Source organism: Actinokineospora enzanensis DSM 44649, from assembly GCF_000374445.1.
GTDB classification, from domain to species: Bacteria; Actinomycetota; Actinomycetes; order Mycobacteriales; family Pseudonocardiaceae; genus Actinokineospora; species Actinokineospora enzanensis.
In genome coordinates this window covers 115,763-132,449 of record NZ_KB894427.1, presented here as the reverse complement: position 1 = coordinate 132,449, position 16,687 = coordinate 115,763, and the positions used below count along the sequence as shown (strand labels likewise).

Here is a 16,687-nt window from a genome sequence, read left to right as displayed (position 1 = left end):
TGCGCTGGTAGCGGCCGTCGGCCATCACGTTCGCGCCCCGGCACTGCCGGTCGACGCGCGAGTCGGTGTAGGCGCGGCAGTCGTTGCGGTTGCCAGGGGGTGGGGTCGCCGACCGCGACGATCAGGCGGGTGTCGGCGTCGATGACGACCTGCATGTTCACCGAGTACCGGTAGTTCTTCGACGACGCGGAGATGGTGCGGTCGTGGGTGGGCACCAGGGTGCCGTCCACGATCAGCACGGTGTCCGGGCTGTGCCGGCGGGCAACCGGCGCGAGCGCCGGCAGCGGCGCCAGGTGATCCACTACGCGGCCCGCTGCGGACTTCGAGATCCCGAACAGCAGCGCGACCTGCCGGAAGGTCAGATTCGTCCGGTAGTACACCGCCACCAGCATGACCCGATCCGCCAGCGGCAAGCCCCAGCGCCGGCCAGTGCCGGTCTGCTCGCCACCCCGGTGGGCCACGACCCGCACGCGCTTGCGGAACACCGGCACCGACAAGCCCGTGAACACCGGCACCCACTCCGGCCGGCCCGCCCTGATCACCTGATCCACACCAAGATCATCGATAGCGCCAAGACAACGTTACGGGACAACCTTTAGGTGATGTGGTCCCCAAATGGTCCCCAAGACCGTCCGAAGTGGATCAACTCATGATCGACATCGGGGACATGAAGAACGCCCCTCACCTGCGGAAACTCGCTGGTGAGGGGCGTTGCTTCGACCGTCGGGCTGACAGGATTCGAACCTGCGACCCCTTGACCCCCAGTCAAGTGCGCTACCAAACTGCGCCACAGCCCGGCCGCATCCCGCTCTCGCGAGGTGCTGGGAGAGCGTAGCGCACGGGGTGGCGCGCACTTGACTGGGGGTCAAGGGGCCGGCTGGGTGGGGAGGGTGGCTTCCAGACGGAAGCCGCCGTCGGGGGTGGGGGTGGCTTGACAGGTGCCGCCTGCGTTGTGGGTTCGTTCGGTCAGGCCGACTAGGCCTGCGCCGCCGTGGGGGGTTGGGTCTGCGGGGTGGGTGGCGGGGCCGTTTTGGACTGTGACGGTGATGTGGTCCTGGTGGTCGCTCAGGGTTACCGACACGGCGGCGCCGGGGGAGTGTTTGATGGCGTTGGTGAGGCCTTCCTGGACTACTCGGTAGATCGCGCGGCCGACGGAGGGGCTGGTGGTGATCGGGGGGCCGATGACCTCGATGCTCAGGCCTGCCGAACGTGCCCTCGTGATCAGGGTGGGGAGGTTGGTCAGGTCTTCGGCGGCGGGGGTGGTGAGCAGGCCCAGGGCGGCGCGCATTTCGTCGAGGGAGTGTTTGGCGAGTTCGCGGAGGTGGTGGGCGGTTTCGGCCACTTGCGGGTCGGCGGTGGTGGCGGCCAGGGCGGCGGCTTGGACCGCTATCAATGTGGTGTTGTGGCCGACGGCGTCGTGGATTTCTCGGGCTATTCGGGCGCGTTCGTCGGCTCGGGCTCGGTCAAGGCGGGCTTGGAGTTCGGCGCGGCGGGCCTGGTCTAGTTGGGCGAGGCTGGCGGTCAGTTCGCGGCGGAGGCGGACCAGGTTGCCCAGGGCCGCGGGGCCGCCTGCCAGGGCGAGGGTGAACGCGAGGCTCATCAGGCGGTCGGCCAGGGGGTCGGTGACCGAGAACTGGACCGGGAGGGCCGCCGACAGGAACGCGACCGTCACCCAGGCCGCGGCGTGCCTGCCGCGGCGGGATGTGCGGCCGACGCGGTAGAGGGCGACGCCTGCCGGGGGCCAGCCGAGGCCGCCTGCCAGGGCCGGTAGGCAGAGCACCAGGGCCGTGCGGGGGAACCAGAGGCGCAGCGGCAGGGCGAGACAGGCGATGACGGCGGCCGGGCGGGCGAAGTCGTAGCCGGTCGGGTGGGACAGCAGGACCGCGGCGAGTGGCAGGCCGACGGCCAGGGTCTCCAGGCACGCGCCCCTTCGGGAGGGGGTGGGCACGAGGGCCTCCTCAGGACGACGGGGCGACCCCGTGCAGCAGGAGGGCGGCCTGGACGCGGTTGCGCACGCCGAGCTTGGTCAGCACCGTGGACACGTAGCTCTTCACTGTCGCCTCGGTCAGGCCCAGTTGGTCGGCGATGCCCGCGTTCGGGCGGCCGTCCGCGAGCAGTTCCAGGACTTGGCGCTCGCGCGTGCTCAACGTCTCCACCGCTCGTCCCCGGCCCAGGCCGACGCCCGCGGTGCGCAGTCGGGGGAGGAGACGGGCGGTGATCCGCGGGTCGAGCACGGCGCCGCCCGCGGCCAGGTCGAGGACGGCGCGGACCAGGGTGGCCGGTTCGGCGTCCTTGAGCAGGAAGCCCTGGGCGCCCAGGTCCAGGGCCTGGGCCACGTAGTCGTCCAGGTCGAAGGTGGTGAGGACGGCCGCGGCGGGCGGGGAGGGCAGCGTGGTGAGCAGGCGCAGCGCGGCCAGGCCGTCCACGCCGGGCATCTGGACGTCCAGCAGCAGCACGTCCGGGCGGTGCAGCCGCACCGCCTCCAGCGCGGCCGCGCCGTCCCCGGCCTCGGCCACGACCTCGACCGGGCCACCGGACTCAAGCAGCACGCGCAGGCCGTGGCGGAGCAGGGGCTCGTCGTCGGCCAGCACGACCCGCACCGCGTGCTCGGCCATGTCCACCTCCTCGTGACGGCGCGTCCAGCCTAGACCTGACCAGCCGTTGCGCGACCCGGAAAGGAACTTCCCGTCCTGGCTCGCCGGATCGGGTGAATGGTTCACCGCGGCCGTATCCGCGCCCGTGCGGCCTCTGGCCGCACGGGCGGAAAGCCCAAGTACAACCCGGTACGTGCGGCTTCCCGCCCGCACGCCCAGAGACCACGCGGATCACGGATCCCGCGCACCAGACCTGCCGGACAGCGCCTAGGTGGCGACGCATTGTCGCCCTTCTGTCGTTCCGGGCCCGCCGGGGTCTCGGGCATGGTGGAGTGGACCCGGTGGCCGGAGGGACGCATGGACGCAGCCGAGAACCCCCAGGTGTTCCTCAGCCACACCTGGGTGGACGAGGCCGCGGTCGATGTGGTCGAACAGGCGTTGACCGCGCGCGGGATCCCGGTGATCCGTGACAAGCGGATTCATCCGGGCGTGCCGGGCGCGTTGGATTCCGCCGCGTTGGTGGTGGCCTTCTATTCGCGTCGGTATCCGGTGCAGAGCGTGTGTCAGTGGGAACTCACCCGTGCGCTGCTGGCCGGGGCCGACCGGGTGCTGATCGTGAACCCCGAACCGGACAACCGGCACATCGTGCCCGCACTGCCTGCCTTTTCCTGGCGTGACGACGGCCCGCGCCTGGCCGACGCGGTCGCCGAGCGTCTGGACGGGATCGACGGGTCCCTGGGCGACCCGGACACCGACAGCCGTGGCCGTCCGTGCCGGTTCGTCGGCCGGTACCGGGAACTCCTGGACCTCCGCCACGCTCTCCGCGTGCACGGAAAGGTACTGGTCACGGGCGCGGCGGGCATGGGTAAGACCGCGCTGGCCGAGCAGTACGCCTACCTCTTCGCCGACGCCTACCCCGGTGGCCGGGCGTGGACCAGCTTCGCGGGTGTCGCGCCCGAGGCGGCTCGGGCGCACTGGGCGGCCGAGGTCTGTCGTGTCGGTCGGGCGTGGTTCGGTCTCGGTCTGTCCGGCCTCGACCTCGACCAGGCCGTGGCGACGCTCGCCGAACGGATCACGACCCCGGCGCTCTGGGTTCTCGACGACGCACCCGCGCACCTGCGGCAGGGGTTGGATCTGCGCACAGCGCACATCGTCTTCACCGGTGAGCCGGATTCGTCGATCACCCAGGTCTCCGTACCCGGACTGACGATCCTGGAAGCCGAAGAGCTGTTCCTGACCGACCGCGCCGAACCCGATCCCTGCGAACAGCAGGCCATCGCCGATCTCGTGGCCCGTTCCCAGGGACATCCCCTGGCGGTCGTCCCGGCGCTGCGGGCCCTGCGCGCGGGTCGGGGCATCGGTGTCCCAGGGGCCTTCGACATGGTCAAGGGCTTGGCCGACGTGGTGCGCGCACGCGGTCACGCCGCACAGGTCGTGCTCGCGTTCGCCGCGCTCCTCGCTCCCGTTCCGTTCACCGGCGAGATCATCGTCTCCGGTGTGGCGGACCTGCTCGGCCTGCGCGCGCCCGCGCTCGTGGCCCGCGCGCTCGACGAGCTGGACGAGCATGGCCTGCTGCACCGCACCGACGACGGCGCCCACGGCCAGACCTGGCGACTGCCCACCCTGGTGGCCACCGCCGTGCGCCGCCACCTCGACCCGGGCCTCTCGGACGCCCTGGCCGACCACGCCGCTGTCGTCATCCTGCGCGCGGGCACCGTCGTACGCGACGACGCGCACGTCCTCGCGATCGCCGGGAATCCAGCCGTACCACAGGATCGCCGTCTCGCCCTGCGGCGCCGAGTCGGCTCGGCTCGCCGCGCCCGAGGCGACCTGCCCGCCGCCCACGCGGTGTTCACCGCAGCAGGGGACTGGTCGCCCGACGATCAGCTCACCGCCGCGCGACTGGCCCTGACCACGGGCGTCCTCGACGATGTCCTCCGCCGCGCCCTGCCCTTGATCGACCACGGCGACACGCACACCGCCTGCCACGCCCGCTTCCTCGCCGCCACCGCCTACGACGCACGCGGCGACTACCCGGCGGCGAACCGGCTCTTCCACGCCCACGACCACACACCCCCCTGGCATCCTTGGGCCCCCCACAACCAGGACTCGAACCCGCAGCGGACGATCGACCACGACCCCGCCCACGACCAAGCCCGCCTCGACCACGCCCGCGCACTACGCCGTCGCGGCCGATACCACGCCGCCCGCGACCTCATCACTCCACTATGGACATCGAGCAGTCCGACCAGCCCGCTGTGGCCCCAGGTCGCCGTGGAGCGGGCCAGGCTGGACCTGGCCGCGGGCCGACTCGACACCGCCCGCCGACTGGCGGACCGGGTGGTCGCGGTGCTGACCGACACCGGTCTTCACCGACACCACCTGACCCGCGAGGCGACCGCCGTGCTCATCGAGGCCGACCTCACCGTCCCCTGGACGGATCGACGACCCAACCCGCACCTCCACCGCGCGATCATCACGGCCGAGCAGGCCACCGCCGACTCGACCGCCCACCACGGCCCCGACCACCCTCTGACCTCGAAAACCCTTGTCCTGCAAGCCATCGCACTGAACCTCGACCGCCACCATACCGAAGCGGCGCACCTCCTCGCCGCCGCGAATGCCCGTATCGCGGCCAAGTTCGCCCAGAACCACCCACTGGCGTTACGCGCCCAGCACTGGACCGCCCAGGCGACCGCCGCCCAAGGCGATCACCGCACGGCCGCCGACCTGCTCGAAGACCTGTTGCCCCGCCAGGAAACCGTCCTCGGCCCCGACCACCCCGACACCGGCCTCACCCGGTTCACCTGGGGCGTAAGCCTGATCGCTATCGGCGAACGCCGCGGCAGCCGCCTGACGGCCGCCGCGGAACGCGTCCTCCGCCACCGCCATGGCCCGTTCCCCGCGGAACGGCACGGATTCCGGTGATGACCTCAGGCAGCGGGCCGCCAGAGCAGGCCGTACGAACGAAACGGCCCGAGATGCTCGAACGTCCGCGTCACCTCACCGCTCGAATCCGGCACGATCACCTCCCGCGTCAACGTCGGATCGTCCGCCTCGTGCGCGAACGACCCGTCGACCACCCACACACACGACGGCAGCCGCGCGCGGTCGAAACGGACCCGCAAGGTGAACTCGTCACACCGGTAGTGCGGCGTGCACACATAGAACGGAGAGATCTCCGGCAGCTGTACCCGGAACTCGAACTCGTGCTCCTCCCGGGCCGCCAACGGCCGCGGCGGGCACAGGTCGAACGCCACCCGGGTGGCCGTGACCAGCCGCGGCTCCAGCACGTCGCCGCCGGAGATGGCGCGGATGCCCAGCCTGCCCGGCTCCAGCGGCCCATCGCCCGCCTCGGTGGGCGCGATGGTCAGCGAGTGCTCGATGGTGTCCAGGCCGTCGATGTGGCTGGTGATCCGCCGGTTCTCGGTGACCTCCACCTCCGGGCCGTCCAGCAGCACCCCGATCCGCAGCGACCGAGTGTGCCAGGGCGGTTCGGGCCCGAGTGCCCGGTGCACGCCGCCCTCGCTGACGGCCAGCTCGGCGAGCATCCGCATGGCCTCGTCGCTGCGCCGCTGCAACGTGCGGATGTCCCGGTCATAGACCCCGGTCAGGGTCTGCAACCGGTCCATGTAGCGCAGGTCGTCCGGTCCGGTGAACCCGAGCGCCACCCGGCCGATCGTCGCGCTCGGCTCGGGCATCCGGTCCAGCAGCCGCTCCAGCGTGGACACGATCTTCTCCCGCGCGGTCCACGACGAGTCGGCGTCCACCACCCCGCACGCCCGGCGCACCGCGGGCCCCGCGACCGTGAGCAGCGCCGGGTTTCGTATGCCGAGGCCGCGGCGCAGCTGTTTCAATTCCTCGAACAACTGTTTGATCCGTGTCTCCACCCATCACTCCCGAGAGCCGAAGCGTCCGGTTCCGCCGTCCATGGTCCTCCTATCGTGACCGGGTTTCCGGGTGTTTCCGGAAATGGGAAACCCGGCAGCATGGAACCGGTTGCGGGGTTTCCCGGAAACCGTTCAACGCGAAACTCCTTCCTTCTTCCCGGTCCCGATTCGACGATTGTGACGTCCGGTCGACGGACCTCGCAGTCCGGCCCCCCGCCGCGGGCGGCGCGTCGGGACCCGGGACAAGGTGGAAGGAGTAGCCATGCACACGCACGTCATCATCGCCCTGCTCGACGCCATCTTCGGCTGATCGGCGGGAGTCCGGGCCACGGCGGGCGGCCGTGGCCCGGCCGGGCCGACCGGCCGTGTCCGACCAGCTCAGACGACCGCGGTGAAGGGATGATCGGCCCATGTCCGAGTTCGGCACGGAATTGCGACGCAGGCGGCAGGAGCGGGGGTGGTCGCTGGCCGCGCTGGCCGCCGCGACCCACTTCACCAAGGGATATCTCAGTAAGATCGAGAATGGTCGACTGCGCGCCAACCCGGAGCTCGCGCGCTCCTGTGACCGGGTGCTGGACGCGGGGGGAGAGCTCGCGGCCCTGGTGGAACGGCCCGCGCCCGCGCCGCGCGGACTGTCCGGGCTGACCGCGGACACCCGGCACTTCGTCGGTCGCGCCACCGAGTTGGCCGAGCTGGCCGAGGTGCTCACCGGCGGCCGCGACCGGGTCTGCGTGGTCAGCGGCCTGGCCGGGGTCGGGAAGACGGCGCTGGTCGTGCGCGCCGCCAACCGTGCCGCCGCCCGGTTCCCGGACGGCTGCCTGTTCCTGGACCTGCGCGGACACAGCGCCGCCGGGTCCGCGCTGCCACCGGGGGAGGCCGCCAACCGATTGTTGCGGCTGCTCGACATACCCGGCGACCGCGTCCCCCGGGACCTCGACGGCCGCGCCGCGCTGCTGCGAGGCGTTCTGCGTGACCGCCGGGTGCTGTTGGTGCTGGACAACGCCCGGTCCGCCGCGCAGGTGGGCCCGTTGTTGCCCGACGGCGCCGGTTGTCGGGTCCTCGTCACCAGCCGCGAACGGATGCCCGCGCTCGACGACGCCCGGCACCTGGCGGTCGGGATGGTCGACTCGGAGTCGGCGGCAACCCTGTTGCGTGCCGTCGCGGGCGACCGCGCGCCGTCCGACGAGACCGTCCTGTCCGACATCCTGTCGCACTGCGGCGGCCTTCCCATGGCCGTGCGCATCGTCGCCGCCCGCCTGGCCGCAGGCGGATGGAGCGCCGACCGGCTGCGCGACCGGCTGGCCCGCGAGTCGACCACCTTGTCCGCGCTCGACGATGGCGAACGCAGCGTGGCGGCCGCCTTCCTGGTCTCCTACCGCGAACTCGTCCCCGCCGCGCGGACCCTGCTCGGCCTCCTCGCACTGCACCCGCCGACCCCGATCACCACGGTGGCCGCCGAGAGCCTGCTGGGCGTGACCGAGGGCGGCGCCGACTCGGCTCTCGATCGGCTGCACGACGCCCATCTGGTCACCCGGGACGACCGCGGTGACATCGAGATGCACGATCTCGTGCGCGCCTTCGCCGACCGCTACGCCCGGCCCGAACTGGACACCGCCGCCCGCGCCGCCGCCACGAGCAGGCTCGTGGACCACGCGCTGGGCACTCTCGTGTACGCCGACGAGTTGTTGGAGCCGTACCGTTTCCGGCCCCCCATGAACACCCCGGCGCCGCACAGCGTTCCGTTCGGGGATGCCGAGGGCGCGTTGGCCTGGCTGCGCGCTCGGTGGCCCACCCTGGTCGGCATCACCGAACTGGCCGCCGGTGATGCGCGCTGTTGGCAGCTCGCGTTCGTGCTTCGCGCGTTCTTCTTCCGGGACAAGCTTTTCGAGCCCTATATCGCCACTTACCAGACCGCCTTGGCCACCGCGGATTCCATTGAGGACGCCGCGGCCGTCGGGATGATCTGGAACAGCCTGGGCATGGCGCATGTCGAACTCGGGCATCTGGCCGACGCCGCCGACTGTCATTCCCGTGCCCGGGTCGCCTATGCGGCCGCGGGGGATCATCGGGGTGAGGTGGATGCTCGTTCGAGTCTTGCGTGGGTGCGGCTTTATCAGGGGCAACCGGAGGTCACCGCGCAGGAGCTGACTGTGGTGTTGGGGGTGTACCAGCGGGCCGGGCGGGTGCGGAACGCGGTGATCGCGCAGCGGGGGATCGCGCTTGCGCTGACCGCGTTGGACCGGTTCGGGGAGGCACGCGAATACGCGCGGGCCGCGCAGGAGGGCGCACAGTTGCCGGTGGAGTCGGTGATGTGCCTTAACTGTCTTGCCTGGGTGAGCTTTCGGGCGGGGGAGTGGGAGGACGCTCGGCGGTATTACACGGAGGCCGCGGATCTGGCGGCGTTGGCGAGCGTGCCCTACGAGCGGGCTCGGGCGTTGGTCGGGTTGGGGAACACGGCTGCCGGGCGGGGGGAGCATCGGGCAGCGGTGGAGCTGTGGTCGTTGTCGGACGCGGAAGGGGTGACGTTGAACCCGGTGGTCCTGGGGGAGGCATGGGCTCGGGTGGCGTTGGCCCGGGAGCTGTTTCCCGCCGAGGCCTGAGATCAGACGTCCGCGCGCAGCCGCAGCGGCACCGCGAACCACAGCAGTCCGAACAGGAGGCCGCAGCCGCCCGCGACCACGAAGGCCACCCAGCCGCCGATCACCATCTCGGCCAGCAGGAGCACCGACGAGATCACCGCCAGGCACAGGCAGATCAGGCCCGCGATGGTGGACCTGGTCGCCAGCCGCATGATCTCGGCGCGTTTGCCGCGCCGGAACAGCAGCCGGTGCCAGGCGGCGGGCGCGGTCAGCAGGCCGACCGACGCCACCGCGAACCCGACCGCCACCAGGTGCGTCACGCGTTCGAACGTGTCGGTGCCGTGCGCGTAGACCTCCGTGAAGGTGATCGACAGCAGGAAGCCGAACAGGATCTGCACGCCCGCCTGCGCCACGCGCAACTCCTGCAGCAGCTCGCCCAGGTTCCGGTTCAGCCGCTGACCGGGCGTCTCGTCCTGGGCTACCGGGATGTCATCGGCCATATGACCGATCATTCCCGGCGTTGGCGGGCCACGCGAATTGTCGGTCGGCGTCCATCGCCGCAATTCGTGCACAGTGGACAACGGGAGTGTCCGGACCCGTCGTCACCCATGCGGAGGGCCCGGCGGCAATGTCGACGAGCGGTGTCCGCGACCGGGAGCGCTCACGCGGCGCAGCGAACGGGTGTCGCAGGGTCACCAGACGGTCGGGTCCGATGAAGGTCACAGCGTCGTCGGATCCGTGCCGGCCGTACGATCTCGCCCGTGATCGACCTGAGCACGTTGCTCGACCCGCCCGCCTGGACCCGGTGGCTCGCCCGCGACGCCGAGCGGCGCAAGCTGGTCGGCCCCGAGGTGGTCGCCCTGGTCGAGCAGGCCGTGCGGGACTTCCCGGCGGCCGCGTTCGCCGAGGGGCTGCTGCCCGCGCCGCTGCCGATCGAGCGCGCCGAGAAGCTGTCCCGCGGCGAGCACCGGGAGACCACCGAGGGGGCCAAGGTCCGGCACCGGGTGGTGGTGGAGCCGGGCGAGGTGCGCGGCTGGAGCCTCGGCCGGGGCGTGGTCATCAGCATGGCCCAGACCACGGTCCGCCCGGTCTGCGCGCCGGTCGCGCGCGGTGACAGCGCCGCCCTGCGCGCGGACGGCACGGTGGTCCGCGCCCTGATCACCGCCTGGGAGCCCTACCCGGCCCCGGTCGAGGTCGAGCTGGACGGCAACCGCACCGCGCCGCTGGAGGAGTACCTGGAGCGTGTGCTGGCCGACCTGCGCAGGCGCTGACTGTGAGCCACCACGCGGTGATTACCGTTTACCGGATTTGCCCCGATCCGTTGTCCGCGCGAAATATCCACGAGATAACGGCATCTCCCATTCGGTGAATCAATGACCGGAAACCGGCCGGAAATGGCGGGCGGCGGTTCTGTCGGGGTGGGCCGTTAGGCTGGGCGGCATGGATTACCTGGCCGCCTGGCGCACCCAGAACCACCACCTGGTCGAGTTGTTCCGCTCCGCCGACCCCACCGTCGAGATCCCGTCGTGTCCCGGGTGGACCGTCCGGCAGCTCGTCGCGCACGTCGGCCGCGGCGACCGCTGGTGCGCCAGGGTCGTCCAGCTCGGCGAGTTCATCCACCCCGACCAGGTCGAGGACACCGCGCTGCCGGAGGACCCTGCGGCCGTCGTCGAGTGGCTGCGCCGGGGCCCCGACCTGCTCGACAAGGCCGTCGACCTGGTGGGCCCGGAGACGCCGGTGTGGACGTTCGTCGGCGACCGGCCTGCCGCCTGGTGGCTGCGCAGGCGGATGGCCGAGACCGTCGTGCACCACGCCGACCTGGCCCTCGCCCTGGACGTGCCGTTCGAGGTCGCGCCCGCCACCGCCGCCGACTCGGTCTCCGAGTGGCTGGACCTGGTGGCGGCCCGCCCACCGCAGCAGGACCCGCTGGCCGACGGCACCTCGCTGCACCTGCACGCCACCGACGACGCGGGGGAGTGGCTGATCACTTCCGGTCCGAAGTGGACGCACGCGCACGAGAAGGCGACCGTCGCGCTGCGTGCCCCGGCCGCCGACCTGCTCCTGGTGCTGCTGCGCAGGCTGCCCCCGGAGCGGGTGGAGATCGTCGGTGACCGCGCCCCGCTCGACGCGTGGCTGGCGAGCACCCCGTTCTGACCGAATGTTCTGACCGGTGCGGACGGCGCGGACCCCCACCCGCGCCGTCCACACCGTCCTATGCCGCGGCCTCCTCCGGCCGTGCCCGCCGCGGCAGCAGGAACCCGAGCGCCGCGGTGGCCACGATCATGCCCACGGAGATCCACAGCACCACCGGCAACGCGTCCGCCCGCGAGTCCGACTCGAACAGCTGGAAGAACACCGTGCCCAGCACCGCGACGCCTGCCGAGCCGCCCAGCTGCTGCACCGCGTTGAGCACGCCCGAGGCCGAGCCGACCATCGGCAGCGTCACGCCCGCCAGCACGATGTCGAAGAACGGCGCGATCAGCAGGCCCATGCCCAGCCCGGCGACCAGCAGCGCGGGCACCAGGTCCCAGGTGCCCAGCGGCCCGGTCACCAGGTGCAGGGTGAGGATCAGCCCGGCCATGCCCGCGGCCATCACCAGCGCGCCGATCTGCAGCACCGGGCGGCCGTACTTCGGGCCGAGCCAGGCGCCGGACAGCCCCGCGCCGATCGCCGTGCCCAGCGCCCACGGGGCCTGCGCGATGCCCGCGTCCAGTGCGGTGAACCCCTCGCCGAGCTGCAGGTACAGGCCGAAGGTCAGCATCAGGCCGACCATCGCGGCGAAGAACGTCACGCCGACCACCAGGCCGCCGCTGAACGCCCGCGACCGGAACAGCTCGGGCTCCACCAGCGGCGCCCGGCCGGACCGCTTGCGCCGCACCTGGTGCACGCCGAACGCGGCCAGCACCGGCACCGAGGCGATCAGCATGGCGAAGCACCAGCCCGGCCAGCCCAGCTCGCGGCCCTGCACCAGCGGATAGATCAACAGCAGCAGACCCAGGCTGACCAGCACCATGCCGACCGGGTCCGGGCGCGGGGCGTCCGCGGAACGCGACTCCGGCATGGTCTTCCAGGCCAGCGCCAGGCAGGCGAGGCCGATCGGGATGTTGATCAGGAACACCGTGCGCCAGCCCGCGCCGCCCGGGTCCCAGCCGATCAGCGCGCCCGCCAGGATCGGGCCGCCGACCGTGGACAGGCCCATGGCCGGGCCGAACGCGCCGAACGCCGCGCCCAGCTCCTTCGGCGGGAACGTCGCCCGGATCAGGCCGAGGCCCTGCGGGATCAGCGCCGCGCCGAACAGGCCCTGGAGCACCCGGCTGGTGATCAGCATCGCGGGCGAGAGCGCCGCCCCGCACAGCGTGGACGCGGTGATGAACCCGATCAGCCCGATGAGGAACATCCGGCGGCGTCCGAGCAGGTCACCCAGCCTGCCGCCGGTGATGAGACCGACCGCGAAGGCGAGCGTGTAGCCCGCGGCGACCCACTGGATCAACGTGCTGCCGCCGCCGAGGTGCTCCTGGATCGACGGCGCGGCGATGCCGACGACGGTGGCGTCCAGCAGGTCCATGATCTCCGCGGTCAGCACCGCCACCAGCACCAGCCAGCGCCATCGGTACGGCTGGTCGGCGGGCGCGGTGTCCCCCCGCGCGGCTTCCATCGTGGTCATCTCGTCCACCCCTCGATCGAAAATCGAACACCGGTCCGGAACGAACAGCGTTCGTTGACGAACACTGTCTACTGGCGAACGGCGTTCGTGTCAACTACCCTGTGCTGGTGACCACCGCCGAGGACCGACCCGAGCCGCCCTGGTGGACCCCGCGCAAGACCCGCGCCCCCCGCCGCAGCCTCAGCCGCGAGGTGATCGTCGCCGCCGCCCTGCGCATGCTGCGCGCCGAGGGCGTCGACGGCGTGACCATGCGGCGGGTGGCCGCCGAACTGGGGACCGGCCCGGCGTCGCTGTACGCGCACGTGGCCAACAAGGACGAGCTGATGGACCTGGTGTTCGACGAGATCGCGGGCGACATCCCGATCCCGGAACCGGACCCGGCCCGGTGGCGGGAGCAGATCGTCGCGCTGTGGACCGACGTCTACCACGCGCTCTCGCGCAACGGCGACATCGCCCACACCGCGCTGGCCCGCGTCCCGCTCGGCCCGAACTCGATGCGGATCTCGGAGTTCACCCTCGCGCTGCTCTACGCCGCGGGTGTCCCGCGCCAGGCGGTGGCGTGGTCGGTGGACGTGCTCGCGTTGTTCGTGTCGGCCAACGCGGTGGAGGACACGATCAGCGCCGACCTGGAACGCCAGGGCCGCGACCGCGCGGAGTACTACGAGAAGGTCGGCGACTACTTCGCCAGCCTGCCCGCGGAGCAGTTCCCGATGACCGTCGAACTCGGCCCGGACCTGTCCGCGGGCGACAAGGCGGAACGTTTCGCCTTCGGCCTCGACATGATCGTCGAGGGCCTGGCGTCGCGGATCCCTAGGGACGCACCCGATCGGCGATGAGGTCGAGGTGGTCCCGGTCGTCGAGGTCGAGTATCTCCAGGTAGACGCGGGTGATGCCGACCTCCTGCCAGGTGCCCAGTCGGTCGACGACCTCGGCGGGGGTGCCCGCCAGGCCGGTCGCCCGGAGATCTTCGAGGCTCCGGCCGATCCGGTCCGCCCTTCGGGTCAGCTCGGCTTCGGTGCGGCCCACACAGGTGGTCAGGGCGATCGAGCGGGTGATCTCGGCGGGATCGCGGCCGATTGCCTCGCAGGCGGCGTCGACGCGGTGGAGCCGTTCGATGGCAGCCGGTTGTTCCAGGTAGGGCAGGTTGAACTCGTTGGCGAACCGCGCCGCCAACGCCGGGGTGCGCTTGGCGCCGCCGCCACCGATGATGACCGGCGGCCTCCTGGTCGGCTTGGGCAGGGCGGGGGCGTCGGTGAGCGTGTAGTGCTTGCCGTGGAAGGAGAACGCGCCGGGGGCGTCCCAGAGACCGGTGATCACTTCGAGCTGCTCGGCGAACCGGTCGAAGCGTTCCCGGAGATCGGGGAAGGGGATGCCGTAGGCGGTGTGCTCCTCGGCGTACCAGCCCGCGCCGAGACCCAGCTCCACCCGGCCGCCGGACATCCGGTCGACCTGGGCGACGGTGATGGCGAGCGGGCCGGGGTGGCGGAAGGTGGCGGCGGTCATCAGGGTGCCGAGGGTGATGCGGGTGGTGTCCCGGGCCAGCCCCGCCAGGGTGGTCCAGGCGTCGGTGGGGCCGGGGAGGCCGTCGGTGTCGCCGATGTGGCGGTAGTGGTCGGAACAGAAGAACCCGTCGTAGCCGGTGTCCTCGGCGTGCTTGGCGATGGCGCGGAGGTCGTCGTAGGTGGCGCCTTGCTGTGGGGCGGTGAAGATCCGTAGCTGTGGGGTGGGGTCGGTGCGCACGTTGTGCAGGCTAGTGGTGCGGGTCGCACCACTAGGGATCCTGACGCGGCAGCGTCATCCGAGTAAAGGCCGGGGTTGTCCATACGCGCTACGACGATCCGCGGCGGGCCGGACCGCTCTGTCCGGCCCGACCGCGGCTCAACCGAGTTGGGGGGCGACCTGTTCGGCGATCAGGTCCAGGTGGTCCAGGTCGGCCAGGTCCAGGATCTGCAGGTACAGCCGGGTGATCCCGGTGCGCTCGCGCCAGACCCCGATGCGGTCCACGATCTCCGCGGGCGTGCCGGTGAGCCCGTTGGCGCGCAGCTCGTCCACCTGACGCCCGATGCGCCCGGCGCGGCGGGAGACCTCGGCGTCGTCACGGCCGACGCAGGCGACCAGGGCCACCGAGCGGATGATCTCGGCGGGGTCGCGGCCGATCTCCGCGCAGGCGGCGTCGACCCGGGCCAGGCGTTCGGTGGCGGTGTCGAGGTCGACGAACGGGAGGTTGAACTCGGTGGCGAAGCGGGCCGCCAGGGCCGGGGTGCGCTTCGGGCCGCCGCCGCCGATCAGGATCGGCGGGCCGGGTCGTTGGGCCGGTTTCGGGCGGGCCGGGGAGGCGGTGATGGTGTAGTGCTCGCCATCGAAGGAGAACTCCTCGCCCTCCGGGGTCGACCACAGGCCGGTGATCACCTCCAGCTGCTCGGCGAACCGGTCGAAGCGTTCGCCCAGGCCGGGGAAGGGGATGCCGTAGGCGGTGTGCTCCTCGGCGTACCAGCCGGTGCCAAGGCCGAACTCGACGCGGCCGCCGGACATCCGGTCGACCTGGGCGACGGTGATGGCGAGCGGGCCGGGGTGGCGGAAGGTGGCGGCGGTCATCAGGGTGCCCAGCCGGATCCGGCTGGTCTCGCGGGCCAGACCGGCCAGGGTGATCCAGGCGTCGGTGGGACCGGGCAGGCCGGTCGCCGAGCCCATGTGCAGGTAGTGGTCGGAGCGGAAGAACGCGTCGTAACCGGTGGCCTCGGCGTGCCGGGCCACGGTCAGGAGGTCGTCGTAGCTGGCGCCCTGCTGCGGCTCGGTGAAGATCCGCAGGCTGGGGGCGGCTGAGTCGGTGCTCACCAGGTGCAGGCTAGTGCCTCGCCCCAGGACGTTGGCCGCGTATCGGCCTGTCCACGTCGTGTCTGGCAAGACGCCGGGACGGCCTCGTACTGGATGTACTTGGTCGTTTCGGCAACGCCGCCAGGCTCGGCGTGGGCAGGTCGAGACGTGGTCAACGTCCTGGGGCGAGGCACTAGTGGCGGTCCCCGCGCAGCGTCACCTCGACCACGGACCGGGCGCCCCGGCGGACGGCCGCGTGTCCGACCGGGACCGTCCACCTCGGTCGGACCGGGTTCGACCACAAAGGACCTACACCGGGCCGACGACGGTCCCGCGAGGGACGGTCAGGCCGGTTGTCCGCGCCGGGACGCGATCAGTGCCGCCACCCCGTCCAGGATGCGGGCCAGGCCGAACTCGAAGGTGCGCGCCGGATCCGGCGCCCCGCCCGCCGCCTCGGTGACCGCCGCGCTCACCGACGCGGCCAGCGGGTAGCTGCCCGGGTCCATCAGCGTGCTCAGCACCGGGCCGCGCGCCTGCCACCACTGCTCGTCGCTGATGCCGGTGGCGCCCTCGGTCGCGCCGGTCTCCAGCGCCCGCCGCGCGGAGGTCTCCGCGTGCCCGATGACCAGGTTCAGCACGGTGTCCATCTCGACCTCGCTGAGCCCGATGCCCGCCACCGTGCCCAGCTCGTAGTCGTACTTGGCCATCACGTTGGGGCCGAGCGGCGGCCTGCTCACGCCGACCCCGAGCATCCACGGGTGCCGGTGGTAGAGCGCCCAGTTCTCCCGCGCTACCCGCGCCAGCCGCTCCCGCCAGCCGTCCTCGGCAGGCTCCGGGCGGGCCGTCTCGGCGTACACCGTGTCCAGCATCAGGTCGATCAGCTCGGCCTTGCCGGGCACGTACGTGTACAGCGACATGGTGCCGACGTTGAGCTTGTCGGCGACCCGGCGCATCGACAGCGCGCCGAGCCCCTCCCCGTCGGCCACCTCGATCGCCGCGAGCACGATCCGGTCGACGCTGAGGTCGCGTCTGCCGTTGCGCACCGGTGTCTGGTTCTGTCTGCGCCACAGCAGCATCAGGCTGCGCTTGGGGTCGCCGCCGCCGGTGTGGTCCTTCGTCGCGTCCTTTGCCATGGTGGCCCGATCC

At 71.9% G+C, this 16,687-nt stretch carries 13 protein-coding genes, 1 tRNA gene and 1 pseudogene; 5 read left to right on the top strand and 10 right to left on the bottom strand.

Going from position 1 to position 16,687, the window contains the following annotated elements; all coding sequences use genetic code 11:
* From C503_RS42740 to C503_RS0125655, 4 genes and pseudogenes are all read right to left on the bottom strand, one after another.
* Window positions 1-551, bottom strand: a pseudogene (locus C503_RS42740) (transposase family protein); the annotation flags it as partial.
* Between the two features lie 172 nt (window positions 552-723).
* Window positions 724-797 (bottom strand) — tRNA-Pro (locus tag C503_RS0125665).
* A gap of 68 nt (window positions 798-865) precedes the next feature.
* The gene (locus C503_RS0125660; protein WP_018685092.1) at window positions 866-1,948 is read right to left on the bottom strand and encodes a sensor histidine kinase; all 1,083 of its coding nucleotides are present in this window, start codon (window positions 1,946-1,948) and stop codon (window positions 866-868) included.
* Between the two features lie 10 nt (window positions 1,949-1,958).
* A complete protein-coding gene (locus C503_RS0125655) occupies window positions 1,959-2,615 on the bottom strand; it encodes a response regulator (protein ID WP_018685091.1) in 657 nt (218 codons plus the stop codon).
* A gap of 336 nt (window positions 2,616-2,951) precedes the next feature.
* Here C503_RS0125655 and C503_RS0125650 point away from each other — a divergent pair, with 336 nt between their 5' ends.
* On the top strand, window positions 2,952-5,522 hold the full coding sequence (locus C503_RS0125650) for a tetratricopeptide repeat protein (protein WP_018685090.1): 2,571 nt from the start codon (window positions 2,952-2,954) through the stop codon (window positions 5,520-5,522).
* A gap of 5 nt (window positions 5,523-5,527) precedes the next feature.
* On the opposite strand, the gene C503_RS0125645 is transcribed toward C503_RS0125650, so the two are convergent.
* Window positions 5,528-6,484, bottom strand: a complete 957-nt coding sequence (locus C503_RS0125645; RefSeq protein WP_018685089.1) for a hypothetical protein — start codon at window positions 6,482-6,484, stop codon at window positions 5,528-5,530.
* A gap of 410 nt (window positions 6,485-6,894) precedes the next feature.
* Here C503_RS0125645 and C503_RS0125640 point away from each other — a divergent pair, with 410 nt between their 5' ends.
* Window positions 6,895-9,084, top strand: a complete 2,190-nt coding sequence (locus C503_RS0125640) for an XRE family transcriptional regulator (RefSeq protein ID WP_018685088.1) — start codon at window positions 6,895-6,897, stop codon at window positions 9,082-9,084.
* Between the two features lie 2 nt (window positions 9,085-9,086).
* Here the strand turns inward: C503_RS0125640 and C503_RS0125635 are convergent, their stop codons facing one another.
* Complete coding sequence (locus C503_RS0125635) at window positions 9,087-9,563, bottom strand: DUF6328 family protein (protein ID WP_018685087.1); 477 nt, start codon at window positions 9,561-9,563, stop codon at window positions 9,087-9,089.
* Between the two features lie 261 nt (window positions 9,564-9,824).
* Here C503_RS0125635 and C503_RS0125630 point away from each other — a divergent pair, with 261 nt between their 5' ends.
* Window positions 9,825-10,334, top strand: a complete 510-nt coding sequence (locus C503_RS0125630; RefSeq protein ID WP_018685086.1) for a hypothetical protein — start codon at window positions 9,825-9,827, stop codon at window positions 10,332-10,334.
* Window positions 10,335-10,503: 169 nt separating this feature from the next.
* Window positions 10,504-11,217 carry a maleylpyruvate isomerase family mycothiol-dependent enzyme gene (locus C503_RS0125625; RefSeq protein ID WP_018685085.1) on the top strand — a complete coding sequence of 238 codons (714 nt, stop codon included), beginning with the start codon at window positions 10,504-10,506 and terminating at the stop codon, window positions 11,215-11,217.
* A gap of 58 nt (window positions 11,218-11,275) precedes the next feature.
* Here the strand turns inward: C503_RS0125625 and C503_RS0125620 are convergent, their stop codons facing one another.
* Window positions 11,276-12,727 (bottom strand): MFS transporter, encoded by a 1,452-nt coding sequence (locus tag C503_RS0125620; protein ID WP_033401057.1) that lies wholly within the window; start codon window positions 12,725-12,727, stop codon window positions 11,276-11,278.
* A gap of 107 nt (window positions 12,728-12,834) precedes the next feature.
* Between C503_RS0125620 and C503_RS0125615 the strand changes: the two genes are divergently transcribed.
* On the top strand, window positions 12,835-13,563 hold the full coding sequence (locus C503_RS0125615; protein ID WP_156893473.1) for a TetR/AcrR family transcriptional regulator: 729 nt from the start codon (window positions 12,835-12,837) through the stop codon (window positions 13,561-13,563).
* Here C503_RS0125615 and C503_RS0125610 read toward each other — a convergent pair.
* The 3 genes from C503_RS0125610 to C503_RS0125600 form a co-directional block, all read right to left on the bottom strand.
* Entirely contained in the window at window positions 13,538-14,467 is a 930-nt protein-coding gene (locus C503_RS0125610) for an LLM class F420-dependent oxidoreductase (protein ID WP_018685082.1), read from the bottom strand. The two genes, C503_RS0125615 and C503_RS0125610, sit on opposite strands and share 26 nt — an antisense overlap.
* A gap of 138 nt (window positions 14,468-14,605) precedes the next feature.
* The gene (locus tag C503_RS0125605; protein WP_018685081.1) at window positions 14,606-15,562 is read right to left on the bottom strand and encodes an LLM class F420-dependent oxidoreductase; all 957 of its coding nucleotides are present in this window, start codon (window positions 15,560-15,562) and stop codon (window positions 14,606-14,608) included.
* A 323-nt stretch (window positions 15,563-15,885) separates the two neighbouring features.
* The gene (locus tag C503_RS0125600; RefSeq protein WP_018685080.1) at window positions 15,886-16,674 is read right to left on the bottom strand and encodes a TetR/AcrR family transcriptional regulator; all 789 of its coding nucleotides are present in this window, start codon (window positions 16,672-16,674) and stop codon (window positions 15,886-15,888) included.
* Window positions 16,675-16,687 lie beyond the last annotated feature (13 nt).